The sequence below is a fragment of the Hydrogenophaga sp. genome, assembly GCF_041633695.1.
In the GTDB taxonomy this organism is placed as follows: domain Bacteria; phylum Pseudomonadota; class Gammaproteobacteria; order Burkholderiales; family Burkholderiaceae_C; genus Hydrogenophaga.
This window is the reverse complement of the sequence record NZ_JBFJMY010000052.1, coordinates 1-15,807: the sequence shown is the minus strand read 5'-3', so window position 1 is coordinate 15,807 and position 15,807 is coordinate 1. Positions and strand designations below refer to the sequence as shown.

Annotated in this window: 11 protein-coding genes; 4 read left to right on the top strand and 7 right to left on the bottom strand. The window is 65.2% G+C overall.

Going from position 1 to position 15,807, the window contains the following annotated elements:
• Together ABYB95_RS05240 and ABYB95_RS05235 are read left to right on the top strand one after the other, a co-directional pair.
• Positions 1-890: AMP-binding protein (locus tag ABYB95_RS05240; RefSeq protein WP_372657401.1), on the top strand; the 890-nt coding region annotated here is incomplete at its 5' end.
• 157 nt (positions 891-1,047) lie between these two features.
• Positions 1,048-2,025 (top strand): NAD-dependent epimerase, encoded by a 978-nt coding sequence (locus ABYB95_RS05235; RefSeq protein WP_372657400.1) that lies wholly within the window; start codon positions 1,048-1,050, stop codon positions 2,023-2,025.
• Between the two features lie 58 nt (positions 2,026-2,083).
• Here ABYB95_RS05235 and ABYB95_RS05230 read toward each other — a convergent pair whose 3' ends face one another.
• The 3 genes from ABYB95_RS05230 to ABYB95_RS05220 form a co-directional block, all read right to left on the bottom strand.
• On the bottom strand, positions 2,084-2,560 hold the full coding sequence (locus ABYB95_RS05230; protein WP_372657399.1) for a low molecular weight protein-tyrosine-phosphatase: 477 nt from the start codon (positions 2,558-2,560) through the stop codon (positions 2,084-2,086).
• Positions 2,561-2,705: 145 nt separating this feature from the next.
• Positions 2,706-3,011 (bottom strand): H-NS family nucleoid-associated regulatory protein, encoded by a 306-nt coding sequence (locus ABYB95_RS05225; RefSeq protein WP_372657398.1) that lies wholly within the window; start codon positions 3,009-3,011, stop codon positions 2,706-2,708.
• Positions 3,012-3,081: 70 nt separating this feature from the next.
• On the bottom strand, positions 3,082-4,074 hold the full coding sequence (locus ABYB95_RS05220; RefSeq protein WP_372657397.1) for an RluA family pseudouridine synthase: 993 nt from the start codon (positions 4,072-4,074) through the stop codon (positions 3,082-3,084).
• Positions 4,075-4,723: 649 nt separating this feature from the next.
• Here ABYB95_RS05220 and ABYB95_RS05215 point away from each other — a divergent pair.
• A complete protein-coding gene (locus ABYB95_RS05215) occupies positions 4,724-7,753 on the top strand; it encodes an Rne/Rng family ribonuclease (protein ID WP_372657396.1) in 3,030 nt (1,009 codons plus the stop codon).
• Positions 7,754-8,119: 366 nt separating this feature from the next.
• On the opposite strand, the gene ABYB95_RS05210 is transcribed toward ABYB95_RS05215, so the two are convergent.
• From ABYB95_RS05210 to hemC, 4 genes are read right to left on the bottom strand one after another with little or no spacing between them, the layout of a single operon-like run.
• Positions 8,120-9,436 carry a heme biosynthesis protein HemY gene (locus ABYB95_RS05210; protein ID WP_372657395.1) on the bottom strand — a complete coding sequence of 439 codons (1,317 nt, stop codon included), beginning with the start codon at positions 9,434-9,436 and terminating at the stop codon, positions 8,120-8,122.
• Positions 9,436-10,728, bottom strand: coding sequence for a uroporphyrinogen-III C-methyltransferase (locus ABYB95_RS05205; RefSeq protein WP_372657394.1), 1,293 nt, complete (start codon positions 10,726-10,728; stop codon positions 9,436-9,438). Before ABYB95_RS05205 ends, ABYB95_RS05210 begins: the two co-directional genes overlap by 1 nt.
• Positions 10,725-11,606: a uroporphyrinogen-III synthase gene (locus ABYB95_RS05200; RefSeq protein WP_372657393.1), complete on the bottom strand. Its 882-nt coding sequence runs from the start codon at positions 11,604-11,606 to the stop codon at positions 10,725-10,727. The genes ABYB95_RS05205 and ABYB95_RS05200 overlap by 4 nt, the downstream gene beginning before the upstream one ends.
• Before the next feature lie 12 nt (positions 11,607-11,618).
• On the bottom strand, positions 11,619-12,548 hold the full coding sequence (hemC, locus tag ABYB95_RS05195; protein WP_372657392.1) for a hydroxymethylbilane synthase: 930 nt from the start codon (positions 12,546-12,548) through the stop codon (positions 11,619-11,621).
• 209 nt (positions 12,549-12,757) lie between these two features.
• Here hemC and ABYB95_RS05190 point away from each other — a divergent pair, with 209 nt between their 5' ends.
• Positions 12,758-15,706, top strand: coding sequence for a phosphoenolpyruvate carboxylase (locus ABYB95_RS05190; protein WP_372657391.1), 2,949 nt, complete (start codon positions 12,758-12,760; stop codon positions 15,704-15,706).
• The last annotated feature ends 101 nt before the right edge of the window (positions 15,707-15,807 follow it).

Here is a 15,807-nt window from a genome sequence, read left to right as displayed (position 1 = left end):
GCCTGTGGGTGAAGTTCCAGCAAACCATCCAGCAAAAAATGCCCCCAGCCAAGCTGCGCCTGCTGCTGGCACTGCCGCTGGTGGGTGGACTGGTGCGCCGCAAGATCCAGAAAGCCCTGGGCCTGGACCAATGCCGTTTCGCCGCCGGTGGCGCGGCCCCGATGCCGGTGGCGTTGCTGGACTGGTACCGCATGCTCGGCATCGCCATCAACGAAGGTTATGGCATGACGGAGAACCTGGCCGTGTCGCACCTCACCTTGCCTGGACACGACCAACGCGGCAGCGTGGGACCGGCTTACGAAGGCGTGCAAGACCGCATCGCCCCCGACAGTGGCGAAATCCAGATGCACAGCCCCGCGCTGATGCTGGGCTATTACAAAGAGCCCGGGCAAAGCCAGGACGCCTTCACACCCGACGGCTGGCTGCGCACCGGCGACAAAGGCCATATCGATCCGAACGGCAACCTGCACATCACCGGCCGGGTGAAAGACCTGTTCAAAACCAGCAAGGGCAAATACGTCGCGCCGGCCCCGATCGAAGACAAGCTGGTGATGCACGAAGCGGTGGAAGCCTGTGTGGTGACCGGTGCCAACCTGGGCCAGCCACTGGGCATCGTGATGCTGAACGCCGATTTTGCGGAGCGTGCACAAAACCCCGATGCGCGCGCCGCGCTGCAAGCTTCGCTGACAGAGCACCTCAAGGGCATCAACGCGGCACTCGATCCCCACGAACAACTGCAATGCATCGTGGTAGCCAGCACCGCCTGGACGGTGGAGAACGACATCATCACGCCCACCTTCAAGGTCAAGCGCAACCGCATCGAGGATTTGTACAGCGCCCAGTACGAGAACTGGGAAAACACCGGTCAGAAAGTGATCTGGACCTCCTGACACTGCTGAGGCAGCGCGCGGATACGCCCGAACGGCCGCTCTCCCGGCACGGTGGTGGGCCGCGCCGGGCACATTGGCTAGGATAGGGGCTTTGGCGAAGTGCGCACCGGCAAGCGCCGCCGTGCGCCACGACCCGCGACACAAGGAACCCTCTTCCATGCACATCCTGCTGACCGGCGCCGCCGGGTTCATTGGCATGCACACCGCGCAGCGTTTGCTGGCGCGCGGCGACACGGTGGTCGGCATCGACAACCTCAACGACTACTACGACGTGGCCTTGAAGCAGGCCCGCCTGCAAACCCTGGAAGGCCAAAGCGGTTTCCAGTTCATGCCCGTCGATGTGGCCGACCGCCAGGCGATGGCCCAATTGTTCGACACGCAGCACTTTGACGCCGTGGTGCACCTGGCGGCGCAGGCCGGGGTGCGCTATTCGATCAGCCACCCGCTGGCCTATATCGACAGCAACCTCACCGGCTTCGGGCACATCCTCGAAGGCTGCCGCGCACAAAAAGTGCGGCACCTCGTGTACGCCTCCAGTTCCAGCGTGTATGGCGGCAATACCAAGATGCCGTTTGAAGAAACCGATGCGGTGGACAGCCCGGTGAGCCTGTACGCGGCGACCAAAAAGGCCAACGAGCTGATGGCGCACACCTACAGCCACCTGTACCAGTTGCCGACCACGGGTCTGCGCTTCTTCACCGTATATGGTCCCTGGGGCCGGCCCGACATGGCCTACTTCCTGTTCACCAAGGCCGTGCTGGCGGGTCAACCGATACAAGTCTTCAACCACGGCCAGATGAAGCGCGACTTCACCTACATCGACGACATCGTCGAAGGCGTGCTGCGTGTGCTCGACAAGCCTGCCACCCCGCAAGCACCGGGTGGCCCGCCGTACCGGATCTTCAACATCGGCAACAACGATCCGGTCGCCCTCATGGACTTCATCGGCTGCCTGGAAAAGGCCTTGGGGAAATCCGCCGTGAAGACGTTTCTGCCGATGCAAGACGGCGATGTGCCCGCCACCTATGCCAGCACCGACGCGCTGCGCGATTGGGTCGGCTTTTCACCCTCCACCCCGCTGCAACAAGGCATTGACCGCTTTGTGGCGTGGTACCACCGCTACTACAAGGCCTGACGCCACCCATCTGGCCGGGCGCTGTGGGCGCCGGTCCCGCGCCGGGCTGGCGGGCGGTTCAGCCGAGGTCTTCGCCCAGGCGGTCCAGCACGCCCCGGGCGCCGGCTTCGCACAAATTCATCACCCGCTCAAAACCCGCGGCGTTGCCGTAATAGGGATCGGGCACCTCGGTTTCTTCGGGCCACCGCGCAAATGGCAGAAACAGCTGCAACTTGTGCAGCAAATGGGGCGGGCAGCCTGCCTCGAGTTGACCCAGGTTGTCGCGGTCCATGGCCAGAATCAGATCGAAACGCTCAAAATCGGCCGCCACCACCGGTCTGGACCGTTGTTTCTGGATCTGCCCATAACCCCGGCTCATTGCAATCGCCACGGCGCGCGGATCGGGCTTTTCGCCCTGGTGTCCGGCATAAGTGCCGGCCGAATCGACCGCCATCCGCTGCGACCACCCCCGCCGCTCCAATTCGGCCATCAACACGCTGGCCGCCAATGGTGACCGGCAAATATTGCCCATGCACACCGCAAGTATTCTGAACATGTAGCCATACCCGTCTAAAAAACAAAACCCGCATCTTGCGGGTTTTGCCAGAGCGATCTGTAATCTTTTGTATTAAATACAATCCATTTGTCGCAGAAAATGGATTCTATGCAACTCAAATGAGAATTGCATAACGGACCGTTCCTTAAATCAGGAACTCGTCCATGCTCTTGCCCTGAGCCAATACCGCACGCACCCACTCGGGCTTGCGGCCTGGGCCGCCAGCCCACAGCTCGCCATTCGGGCCACGGTACTTGGGCGCGGCGCTGGACTTGGATTTGGCGGCTTTCTTGCCACCCGAAGCGCCACCCAGATCGGCGGTGGTGATACCGAACTGCTTCATTTTGGCTTTGATGTCCGCAATCACCGAAGACAGCTCTTCTTTGCGCGCCTGCTCTGCCTGAGCCATCAGGGTCTGGGCCTGGGCCATGAGTTCTGAATAGGTTGCCATTAAGTAGGTCCTTGATGCAAATATTTAATTGGATGTTTGAAACAGCACCTAACCGGTGCTGTTGCGCATTCTAATGCTTATTGCCTTCATGGGTCCACTCTTGCAGCTCCACCGGCAATTGCGCCTGCAATTCCATCTCGACGCCCGTCACCGGGTGTTTGATGCGCAATCGCCAGGCGTGCAAAAACATGCGTTTCAGTCCCAGGCGAGCCAATTGGCGGTTGAGTTCGAAATCGCCGTATTTGTCGTCACCCACAATCGGGTGGCCGGCGCTGGCCAGGTGCACCCGAATCTGATGGGTGCGCCCGGTTTTGATGGTGACTTCCAGCAAAGTCAGGCCTTCGGGATAGGCCAGGGCCAACACCGCAGGCACCGGCACCGGGTGCAAAACCCGCACCAGCGAAACCGAACGCATGCCATCCGGGTGGTCCGCCGGCACCACCTTGACCCGCCGCTCGCCGTCGGGCAACAGGTATTTGTGCAGCGGCTGGTCCAGCACTTTGCGGTTGCCCGGCCACAGGCCTTTGACCAAGGTGACATAGGTTTTACCGGTTTCGCGTTCGCGAAACTGGTCTTGCAAGGCCTTGAGCGCGCTGCGCTTCTTCGCCACCAGCAACAAACCGCTGGTCTCCCGGTCCAGCCGGTGCACCAGTTCGAGCAAGCGCGCTTCGGGTCTGGCCTGGCGCAGTTGTTCGATCACGCCAAAGCTCACCCCGCTGCCGCCGTGCACCGCCACGCCCGCCGGTTTGTCGATCGCCAGAAAAGCCTCGTCTTCGAAAACCACCGGAAATTGGCGCGCCGGCGCCGGATGGCTGGCTTTTTCCGCCACCCGCTCAGAGATCCGAACCGGTGGCAGGCGCAGCACATCGCCCGCCTGCAAACGGTCGTCTGCGCTCACCCGGCCCTTGTTGCGCCGCACCTCGCCGGAACGGATGATGCGGTAGATATGGGTCTTGGGCACACCCTTGAGCGTGCGGATGAGAAAGTTGTCCAGCCGCTGACCGGCCGTTTCTTCGTCCACGGTGACGAATTGGACTGCGGGGGTGGATGGGGCAGCAGACATGTGGAGGCGACGCGGAATCGAAGAAAAGACAGAACCCACAAAGCGGGGGGAGCGCACTATAATGTGCTTCGCCAGTCGAATGCCGTAAATGATTGATTTGTTTGAGTTTAAGCCAGTCACCCCAGGCAGGTGCCGCCAACCTGAGATGTTGGTGGCCCGATTGGGCAGAATTGCCAGCCACTGCACCCGGCGCCGGACGCCGCATCTTTGATAGGCCATGAAGTGGCCAGATGCCTCCCCGGTGCGTGTTGACGCAGTGGTAGAACCCGTCAGAAAAACCCGAACTCGAATACGGAATACCCCAATCATCCAGCCGCGCTCCCGAGGCGCGACAAGCCACCAACGAAAGCGGCTGGGTGAGGACGAAGTGAAGACAGAGACATACCCGGCGAGATCCATGTCCCCGACAGCCATCCCGCCCTCCCTGTTCACCCACCTCCACGCGCCTACGCCCTGACCCGGTTGTTCGACGCGGCACGCAGCAGCGTGCCCCGCCCATCGAACATGCACCCGCACAACGGGTGAACGCCGGGTCCGCGGCTCTCCGGCAATTCCTCCCCCCGTTCGTGCTTTTCCGCAGGTTCTTGGCATGTCGGTGACCGGGTCCGCCCGGCCGCCATTCCAGTGTCTGACTTAAGGAAAACACATCATGAAACGGATGTTGATCAACGCCACACAGGCAGAAGAGCGCCGCCTGGCGATCGTCGATGGGCAAAAACTGCTCGACTACGAAATCGAAATCGAAGGGCGCGAACAGCGCAAAGGCAATATCTACCAAGCGGTCGTGACCCGCGTCGAGCCCTCGCTCGAAGCCTGTTTCGTCGACTACGGCGAAGACCGCCACGGTTTTCTGCCGTTCAAGGAAATCTCGCGCCAGTATTTCGCGCCCGGCGTGTCGGTCAACCAGGCCCGCATCAACGACGTGATCAAAGAGGGCCAGTCCCTGCTGGTGCAAGTTGAAAAAGAAGAGCGCGGCAACAAAGGCGCTGCGCTGACGACCTTCGTCAGTCTGGCCGGTCGTTATGTCGTGCTCATGCCCAACAACCCGCGCGGCGGTGGCGTCAGCCGCCGCATCGAAGGCGAAGACCGTCAGGAGCTGAAGGCGGCTCTGGACCAGCTCGAATACCCCAACGGCATGAGCATCATCGCCCGCACCGCGGGCATTGGCCGCGACGCGGCCGAGCTGCAATGGGACCTGAACTACCTGCTGAAACTGTGGACCGCCATCGACGGCGCTTCCCAAGGTGGCAAGGGCGCCTTCCTGATCTACCAGGAGTCGAGCCTGGTGATCCGCGCCATCCGCGATTACTTCAACAGCGACATCGGTGAGATCCTGATCGACACCGACGACATCTTCGAGCAAGCGCACCAGTTCATGGCGCACGTGATGCCCGAGCACGAGCACCGCGTCAAACGCTACCGCGACGACGCGCCGCTGTTCAGCCGCTTCCAGATCGAACACCAGATCGAAACCGCCTACAGCCGCACAGTCAATCTGCCCAGCGGCGGCGCGATTGTGATCGACCAGACCGAAGCCCTGGTGGCGGTGGACGTGAACTCGGCCCGCGCCATCAAGGGCGGTGACATCGAAGAGACCGCAACCCGCACCAACCTGGAAGCCGCCGACGAAGTCGCGCGCCAGGCCCGTCTGCGCGACCTTGGCGGTCTGATCGTGATCGATTTCATCGACATGGACGAAAGCAAGAACCGCCGCGAAGTGGAAAACCGCTTGCGCGACGCGCTGCGCCAGGACCGCGCCCGTGTGCAGTTCGGCTCCATCAGCAAATTCGGCCTGCTCGAAATGAGCCGCCAGCGCCTGAAGCCCGCCCTCAACGAAGGCGCTTCCATCCCCTGCCCGCGTTGCGGTGGTTCCGGCCACATCCGCGACACCGAAAGCTCGGCGCTGCAGATTCTGCGCATCATCCAGGAAGAGTCGCTCAAGGACAGCACGGCCGCCGTCCTGGTGCAAGTGCCAGTCGAAGTGGCCAGCTTCCTGTTGAACGAGAAGCGCACCGAGATCACCAAGATCGAACTCAAGCAGCGCATCAACGTGCTGCTGGTGCCCAACAAGTCGCTGGACACGCCCAACTACAAGCTCGAGCGCCTGAAGCACGACGACCCGCGGCTGGACAACCTGGACGTGAGCTACAAGATGGCCGACGAGCCCGATGACGTCGCCACCTTCACCCGCCGCAGCCAGGAACGCAGCAACAAGCAAGAACCGCTGATCAAGGGCGTGCTGCCCGATGGTCCGGCACCGGTCGCGCCGCCGCGCCCCGAAGCCGCTGCGCCTGCGCCTCAAAAAGCACCGGTGGTCGCACCGGTCCAGCGCGCGGCAGCGGCTCCGGCCGAAACCGGCTTCTTTGGCTGGATCAAAGGCCTGCTGGGCCTGGCCTCTTCCACGGTCATGCCACCCACCGTCGCCCCGGCACCCGCACCGGCTCCAGCCCCTGGCGCCAGAACCGGCGGGTGCGATGAGCGCAGCGATGGTCGGCGCGACGGACGCGGGCGCGGTGGCCGCAACGCCGAAGGCCGCAGCGGTCGCGGCGAGGGCCGCAACGCCCGTGGTGAAGGCCGCGATGGCGACAACCGCAACGGCAACGGCAACGAAGCGCGCCAGGACGGGCGTGGAGAAGGTCGCGGTGAAAACCGCAACGAAGGCCGAGGCGAAGCACGCGGTGAAGGCCGTGGCGAACAGCGCGACGGACGCCAGGGCGAGCGCCGTGGCGAATCGCGCGGTGGCAACCGCCGCGATGGCCGTCGCAACGAAGCCAGCACGGAAACGCAAGAAAACAGCGTCGATGCAAGCGGCGTGACCGTGGACAACGCCGCGCCAGCAACGGGCGACAACCAGCGCCGTGGGCGTGGCCGTGGTGGCGACAGCCGCCGCCGCTCGGGCGCCGACCAGGCTCAGGGTGCCGCAGCTCAAGCGCAGGACCTGCATGCCCAACCGGTGGAGCAAGAGAACGCCGCCGCTGAAGCATCGCCGAGCAACGAAGGTGATGCAGACAACGCCGCACCCCGCGCACCGCGTGAACGCCGCAGCCGCGACCGTTATGGCCGCGACCGCCGCGACCGCGCACCGCGCGAAGAATCGTCTGAAGCGGCGCAGGACAGCGTGGCCGAGACCGGTGTACCAGAGACCCAGGCACTGGCTGTCGAGGAGCACCCGATTCCTCAGGGCCGCAGCAGCTACTTCAGCGCGCCCGTGGAAACCGAAGTGCCAGCCCGCAGCGAACCAGTTGCGAGCCCGGTCGCCGCAGCGCCTGCGCCACAGGAGCCCGTGGCGGTTCTGACGCCACCCGCCGTGGCGCCTGCAGCTCCACAGGCCAGCACGGTAGCGCCAGAGCCAGTGGCTCCAGCGGTCACCTTGCCAACGCCTGCCCAGCCAGCCGCACCTGCCGTCGCGGCAGCGGTTGTCGAGTCCGGCCTGCCCAAGGTGCAGGACTTCGAGTTGTTGGTGGACGACCTGCAGCAAGTGGCGCAAGCCAGTGGGCTGGAGTGGGTCAACTCCAACCCGGACAAGATCGCTCAGGTACAGGCCGCGATCGCCGCCGAGCCCAAGCCCGTGCATGTGCCGCGCGAAATCCAGGCGGTTGCGGTGGTTGAAGACGGCCCATTGGTGCTGGTGGAAACCCGCAAAGACCTGCGCGACATGAAGCTGCCGTTCGAGTCCTGAACCCAAGCCCTCGGTGAACGAAAAAGGCCGGTCGCATGACCGGCCTTTTTTCCGTCTATTTCACGCCACCTACCCCGGCCCAACCCGCGACGGCTACTGCACGAAAACGCCCCTCGACCACTCACCGGCACACGGCCAGAGCCTTCAAGCGCGCCAACCCACCGCCCGTGCAAAGGGTATCGACCACGACCACACTGCGTTGGAACGCAGGCATGAGGCCACCATCAGGATTCAAAAATGTACAGGCGCTGTGTGTGGTGTGCAACCACACCGCTGGGCTGACGTCCCGGCGCTGTATCTGCGCCGGGCTTCAGCAGCCTTGGATGCAGGGCCTGTTCACACTATTTTTCCAAGTGCGAACAGGCCCTAGTTGCCCTGGATCTGCGCGGCGCGCTTCCAGGCGCTCTGGGCAGCGGCTTCGTCACCGCGCTCTTCGGCCAACAGGGCCAGGGAGCACCAGGTGTTGCGCAGCAAGCCGGGTTCCTTCAAGGTGTGGCTGGCCTGGCCCAGCAATTGGGCCGCTTTGCCCCACAGCTGGCGCTGCATGCAGGTCTGGCCCGCCAGGTATTGCAGATAGGCGTTGTTGGGCAATTGGCGTTGCAGCTGCTCGACACGCGCCAGCCAGGCGGCGTCCAGCGTGTCCGCCCCCTGCTCCAGCGCAACCACCAATTGGCGCTGCTGCAGCGGCTCCAGCGACTGGAAGTGTTGCCACACGGGTTCCAGCCAGCCACGCACCAGAGTAGCGGTCTCGGTGCGGTCTGCATCGGTCGCATCCGGGCGCTGGCGCAGCAACTGGTTGGCACGCGTGGACACCGCCAGCGCCAATTCGGACGTCTTGCGTTCATCGGCGTGCAGGCTTTTCCAGACCGTGCGCAGCTGGTTCAAATCGTGGGCTTCGCGCAGCGTATCCGTGGCCAGGCCTCGCACAATGCTGCGCGAGGCCTCGGGCGAAAAAGCCCGGTGCTTGGCCAGCAGGCGTGCGGTGTCCAGCGCATCGGCGGTGGCGCCGCCCAGGCGCGCCACGCGCAGCTTCAGGCGCAGCGCCTGGACGCGGCGGGAAGCGCCCTGCGGCAACAGTGCCAACTGGTCGCGCGCACCGGCCGCATCACCATCTTCCACCGCCCAACGCACCGACCGCAGCAACACGCCTTCGTAGGCCTCGGGTGCGTGGCGGGCCAGCTCCGGGTCCATGGCGGCTTGCAGGTGTTCGTCCCGGCGGCCACGGTCCTGCAAGGACTGCGCGCTTTCGGCGATCAGCAAATGGGCCAGCACCTGCAACTGCTCGCCCCGCAAACCATGGCTATCGGGCAGCGCCTTGAGTTGCGACAAGGCGTGGTCGGCAGAAGATTGGGCCCGCACAAAACGACCCGAAAGCTGGTTGGACAAGGCGTCCATGAGCGCACCCACCACCGAGCGTTCGATCTGCTGGTTGCGCCAGCGCTGGGCCTGCAGGGGCAGCTCGCGCAAGACGGCGATGCCGCGCATCGCCGCGTAAATCACCACAAATCCGGTGATCAGGCAAAACAGCAGCAGATTGAAAGAAAAATCGACCCGATACGGCGGCCAGAAAACCGTGACCAGGGCCTGGTTGTGCCCGACCAGCATGGCCAGGGCCACCGCCACCGCCGCCAGGCCCAGCAGCCAGAACACGCTGCGCATGGCGCCACGTTGTTTATGGCGCATCAGCGACCACCCGCAGCCGCTGCCAGAGCGGCCAATGTTTCGTCGGGCCGGGGCAGTTCATTGCCAACCAGATCGATGCGCAACTGGCGCAAGGTGGTTTGTGCACCCGCGACCTGGGGCGAGGACGCTTCGAAATAGCGCCCGACAGCCGATTCCACCGCCGCCATGTCGGAGCGCACCGATGCCCATTGCCGCGCCAGCAAGCCCAGACGGGCGTTGAGCAGTTGGAGCTTGAGGTTCTCGCGCAGAAAAAAGGCCTGTTCGGGCGCGAGCAAGGCGGCTTCTGGCCGGTCGATGCGGCTGACCCGCACCAGCTCACGCCCGCTTTGCGTCATATCGGCCCAGGCCTTGGCCCAAGCCGCGTCCCACCAGCTCGTGACGCGGGCCCAACCCTGGCTCAACCCACCGGGAGCGCCGTCCGCAGGCCCCACCGGATCGGTAGGCCCCGTGGGGGCCACTGCCTCAGCAGGACTCGGCTCGGTGACAGCAGCGACCACACCCACTGGTGGGGTGCTCGCCGTCGACGGCCTTGTTTCGGGGGCGCTGCTCTGCGCTTTTTGCTGCGGCTTGCTGGCTGGCGAACCTCGGCCCACCTGGTTTTGCACCGGCCATTGATCGACCTGCCGGGTCAGCTCGTCCAGCCGCGCCACCAACGACGGTATATCGGCCAGCGAAGCGCTGCGGATGCGCTCGAGATCGCGCGATATGGCCCGCTGCACCGGGTTGAGCCGGGGCTGCGCGGCGCGGGCAATGCGTTGATCTGCGGCCTGCAGGGCCGACACCAGAGGCTGGGCGCTGCCGGTGAGCTGCGATTGCTGCTGGGCCAGGCGCAGCGCGGACTCGATGTCCTGCACCAGGTTGTCGTCGCGCGAGCGCGACAGGGTCAGCATCAGCTCTTCCAACTGGCTGCGCTGCAGGCTGACCTCCGACAAGCGCAGCTCGGCCACGGACAGCCGGGCTTGCAATTCGTGGGTCAGGGCCTCGGCCTGCGAAGCCAGGGTGCGGGCTTCCACCGCCTGTTTGGACGTGTCCTGGCTTTGCCGCGCCAGTTCCTGTTGCGTCAGGGCCAGCTTTTGCCATTGCAGGCCCGCCAGGGCGATGGCAATGACCGCAACCAGCAAGGCCAGCAAGCCGACCCAAAGCCCGGCGCCGCGCGCTGCGGGTGCCGTGGCGGTGGGTGGCGCTTCTGCGGGCGCGCGCGGCGCTGCTGCAACCGAGGGGGCAGCTGCCGCAGTGGGTGCCGCAGACGGCGTGGGGGTGGCCGGTATCACCGGTGGTGTGGTTTCGCTCATGGTTTTCTCCACACCGATTCTAGAGTGCTCAGCACGTCGGCCAAGGCGGGGCGCGTTTCAACCACGCGCGAAAACCCGGCGGCACGTGCGGCGGCGGCGATGCGGGGGTGTGTGACCAGCGCGGCGCAGCGGTCCCAGGCCAGCTCGGGCGCCGCGTGCACCAGGTGGTCCAGCGCCTCGGAGCTGCTGAACAGCCACAGACTGCTGGCCGATGTGGCCTGGTTCAACAAGGCCCGGTCTGTGGTCGAAAACACCGGTGCCCGCCGCTCGTAAGCCACGCAGGCGCTCAGCTGCGCTCCCCGTGACTGGATTTGCTGGATCATCCAGTCGCGCCCACTGCCACCCAGGCCCGGTTCGGCCGGCACTTGTGCGCCCGGCGAGACGCCCCGCACCAGCAGAATCTGCCGCCCGGGCCGGACCTGTGGCGCCACCACCGCCCAAAGCGCTTCGGAGTCGAACTGGCTGGCATCGGCGGGGGGCGCGTCGATGCGTGCGGCGTCCACGCCCAGGCGCACCAGGGCCTGGGCCGTGCCCGGCCCCGGCGCCCACAAGCGCGGGCCTTCGGTCGCACCACGAGCCGGCAAAGACCCGGCGGCAAAAAAGTGCTGCACCGCTGCGCCACTGACAAAAAACACCGCGTCCACCGAATGCCAGTGCTGGCGCCAATGGGCCAACGACGCGAGGGTGGCGGCATCTTGCGGAACACCGATCTCGATCAGCGGCAAGGCCTGGGCCGGCCAGCCTTGTTCGCACAAGGCCTGCACCCAGCGCCCGGCCTCGGCCGCCGGACGCGTCACCACCAGGTGTTGCAGGCGCTGCGCCCCAGATCCGCCCGAGCCCGGCGGCGTCGCGGCCGTACACACGGGAAAGCTGGGCACACGGACCAAGCCTCAGGCCCCGGCCACGGCAGGCTGGGCGCCCGCCTGCTGCAAGGCCTCGGCCACCCGCTGACCCAAGGCTTCGGCCTGGATGAGCGTGCGCACATCGCCCGTCTCGCCCACCCGCACCACGGCGCGTTGCGACAGTGGGTCGCCCCAGGCCGCGTCCAGGCGCAATTGGTGCTCACCGGACCAGTCGGCATACGCCGCCAAGGGCATGGAGCAGCTGCCACCCATGGCCCGCGAAACGGTGCGTTCGGCCGCGACACGCAACCAGGTCGGCATGTGCACCAGGGGCGCGAGCAGCTCCACCAGGTCGGTGCGGTCGGCCCGCACCTCGATGCCGAGCGCGCCCTGCCCGGCGGCGGGCAAGGACTCTTCCACGGAAAAAACATGGCGGATGCGGTCGGACAAACCCAACCGCTTGAGCCCGGCGGCAGCCAGAACGATGGCGTGGTACTGGCCTTCGTCGAGCTTGCGCAAACGGGTGTCGAGGTTGCCGCGCAGCGGCTCGATGCGCACGTCGCCACGGCCCAAGAGGTCCAGCGCCTCGCGCAACAGCACCTGGCGGCGCAGGCTGGAGGTGCCCACCACCGCATCCGGCGGCAAATCGGCCAGCCCCTGGCACGCCGGCGAAACCCAGGCGTCGCGCGGGTCTTCGCGCTCCATCACGCAGGCCAGTACAAAACCAGCGGGCAAGTCCATGGGCACGTCTTTGAGCGAATGCACCGCGATGTGTGCCCGCCCCTCTTCCAGCGCCAGTTCCAGCTCCTTGACGAACAAACCTTTGCCACCCACCTTAGACAGGCTGCGGTCCAGGATCTGGTCACCCTTGGTTGTCATGCCCAGCAAGTCCACCGGGCAGCCCAGTTGCTCCAGCAGGTTTTTCACGTGTTCGGCCTGCCAAAGCGCAAGCCGGCTTTCGCGGGTGGCGATGGTCAAGGGGGAGGGAGAGGGAAGCTGAGAACGGGGCACGGCGCAAGATCAAAAACACCGGGCGGACCTGTGTATCCCGTACCCGGTTGGTAACTGAAAAACAACACGGGATGCTAGCATGGCGCTTGCAAAATGCCCGGCCCCACGGCCTGCAACCGCCCCCGCGTGTTCTGCACGCGCCGCGTCTTGACCCTACAGATCCAACTGGTAAACCCATGAGCCGACCGACTGCCCATCCCGCCAAGGCCGCCCTGCTGCGCCGCGCCCCCGTCCGCAAAACCCCCAAATCCCCGGATGCGACGGACAAGGACCAGCCCCTGATCGATGACATCCGCCTGCTCGGACGCATTCTGGGCGACGTGATCCGCGAGCAAGAAGGCCAGGCCGCGTTCGACCTGATCGAACAGATTCGCCAACTCTCGGTGGCCTTTCGGCGCCACGACGACCAGGAGGCCGACCGCAGCCTGAAAAAGCTGCTGAAAAAGCTCAGTGGCGACCAGACCGTGAGCGTGATCCGCGCCTTCACCTACTTCAGCCACCTGGCCAATCTGGCCGAAGACCGGCACCACATCCGGCGCCGCGCCGTCCACGCACGCAGCGGTGAATTGCAAGAAGGCAGCCTGGCGCTGGCCTTGCAACGCATCCAGAAAGCCGGCATCGCGCCCGCCACCGTGCTGAAGTCGCTGGAACACAGCCACATCTCGCCCGTGCTCACCGCCCACCCCACCGAGGTGCAGCGCAAAAGCATTCTGGACGCCGAACGTGCCATTGCCCGCTTGCTCGCCGAGCGCGAGAACCGTTTGCCCAGTGAACTGGCCGACAACGAGGCCCAGATACAAGCCCGGGTGATCCAGCTGTGGCAGACACGCTTGCTGCGCTTCACCAAGCTCACCGTGGCCGACGAGATCGAAAACGCGCTGAGTTATTACGAAGCCACCTTTCTGACGCAGATCCCCCGCCTCTACCAGGACCTGGAAACCGGATTGGGTGCCGAAGGCGAAACCACGCCCACCGTGGCGCCGTTTCTGCACATGGGGCAATGGATCGGTGGCGACCGCGACGGCAACCCCTTTGTCACGGTGGACACGCTGCAACTGGCCTTGCACAGCCAGGCCGAGATGGTGCTGCGCCACCACCTCACCCAGGTGCATTTGCTGGGCGGTGAGCTGTCGGTGTCCGCGATGCTGTCGCAGGTCACGCCGGCCATGCAAGCGCTGGCCGAGCGCTCACCCGACACCAACGCCCACCGACAGGACGAACCCTACCGGCGCGCCCTCACCGGCATGTACGCCCGCCTGGCCGCCACGCTCACCACCCTCACCGGCAAAGAAGCGGCACGCCACGCGGTCGCGCCGCAAGACCCTTACGCCAGCGCGCAGGAATTCCTCACCGACCTGCGCACCATCGAAACCTCTTTGATCTCGCACCACGGCGCTGCGCTGGCCCGCGCACGCCTGCGCCCGCTGATCCGGGCGGTCGAGGTGTTCGGCTTCCACCTGGCCACCATCGACCTGCGCCAAAGCTCCGACAAACACGAGGAAGTGGTGGCCGAACTGCTGTCCACAGCCCGTGTGGCACCCGACTATTCGGGGCTGGACGAAGCTTCGAAATGCGCGCTGCTGCTGCAACAGCTCAACGACGCCCGCCCCTTGCGCGTGATGGGCGCCGAATACTCGGCACACGCCCAAAGCGAACTCGCGATCTTCGAAGCCGCGCACGAAGGGCGCCAAAACTTTGGTGCGCAGGCGATCCGCCACTGCATCATCAGCCACACCGAAACCGTGAGCGACCTGCTCGAAGTGCTGCTGCTGCAAAAAGAAACCGGGTTGGTGCGTGGCCTGCTGGCCGAAGACGCGGTCTGCGATCTGATCGTGGTGCCGCTGTTCGAGACCATTGAAGACTTGCGCAACGCCGCGCCCATCATGCGTTCGTATTACGCCTTGCCCGGCGTGCGCGACATGGTCTTGCGCGGGCGGCCCGATGGCTACAACGAGCAAGACATCATGCTCGGCTACTCCGACAGCAACAAGGACGGCGGCATCTTCACCAGCAACTGGGAGCTGTACCGCGCCGAGATCGCGCTGGTGGAATTGTTCGACCACCTGAACCAGGAGCAGCCCTCGCTCGTACCCCTGTCCAGTGCTGCGGGCAAGCGTGGCGCCAAGCGGGCCGACCCGGTGCTGCCGGGCGTGGGAGCGCAACGCATCCAGCTGCGCATGTTCCATGGCCGTGGCGGCACGGTGGGGCGCGGCGGTGGCCCGAGCTACCAGGCCATCCTGGCCCAGCCCCCCGGCACCGTGCGTGGGCAGATCCGCCTGACCGAACAAGGCGAGGTGATCGGCTCCAAATACGCCAACCCCGAGATCGGCCGACGCAACCTGGAAACCCTGGTGGCCGCCACGCTCGAAGCCACCTTGCTCCAGCGCACCCGCAACGCGCCCGCCGCCTTTTTGCAAGCCGCCGCCACACTGTCCGAACTCAGCATGTCGGCCTACCGCGCCCTGGTGTACGACACCCCGCGTTTCGCCGAGTACTTTTTCTCGGCCACGCCGATCCGGGAAATCGCCGAACTCAACATCGGCTCGCGCCCGGCTTCGCGCAAGGCGACCCAGCAGATCGAAGACCTGCGCGCCATTCCCTGGGGCTTCAGCTGGGGCCAGTGCCGCCTGACGCTGCCCGGCTGGTACGGCTTTGGCACCGCCGTGGAACATTTTCTGAACCAGAACGGACACGAGGGCGTGCCGGAACAAACCGCCATGCTGCGCAAGATGCTCAAGGAATGGCCGTTCTTCAGCACCCTGCTCTCCAACATGGACATGGTGCTGGCCAAGAGCGACCTCGCGCTGGCCTCGCGCTACAGCGAACTGGTGGAAGACAAAAAGCTGCGCAACAAGGTGTTTGGCGCCATCGAAGCCGAATGGCACCGCACCGCACGCGCCTTGTCCCTCATCACCGGCGAAGAGCGTCGCCTGGTCAACAACGCGGCGCTGCAACGCTCCATCACCCACCGCTTTCCGTACATCGATCCCTTGCACCACCTGCAGGTTGAACTGATACGGCGCTACCGGGCGGGCGAACAAGACGTGGATCGCGATGGCAAGGTGCGCCGCGGCCTGCACATCTCCATCAACGGCATCGCCGCCGGTCTTCGCAACTCGGGATGAGGCCGGCGCCCGCGCGGCGGGCCGGTGCAGGGATCCCGTATCAAACCTAAAATGAACGCGTGAACACTCTGACCAACGCCGACCTCCACTGCCACTCCGTT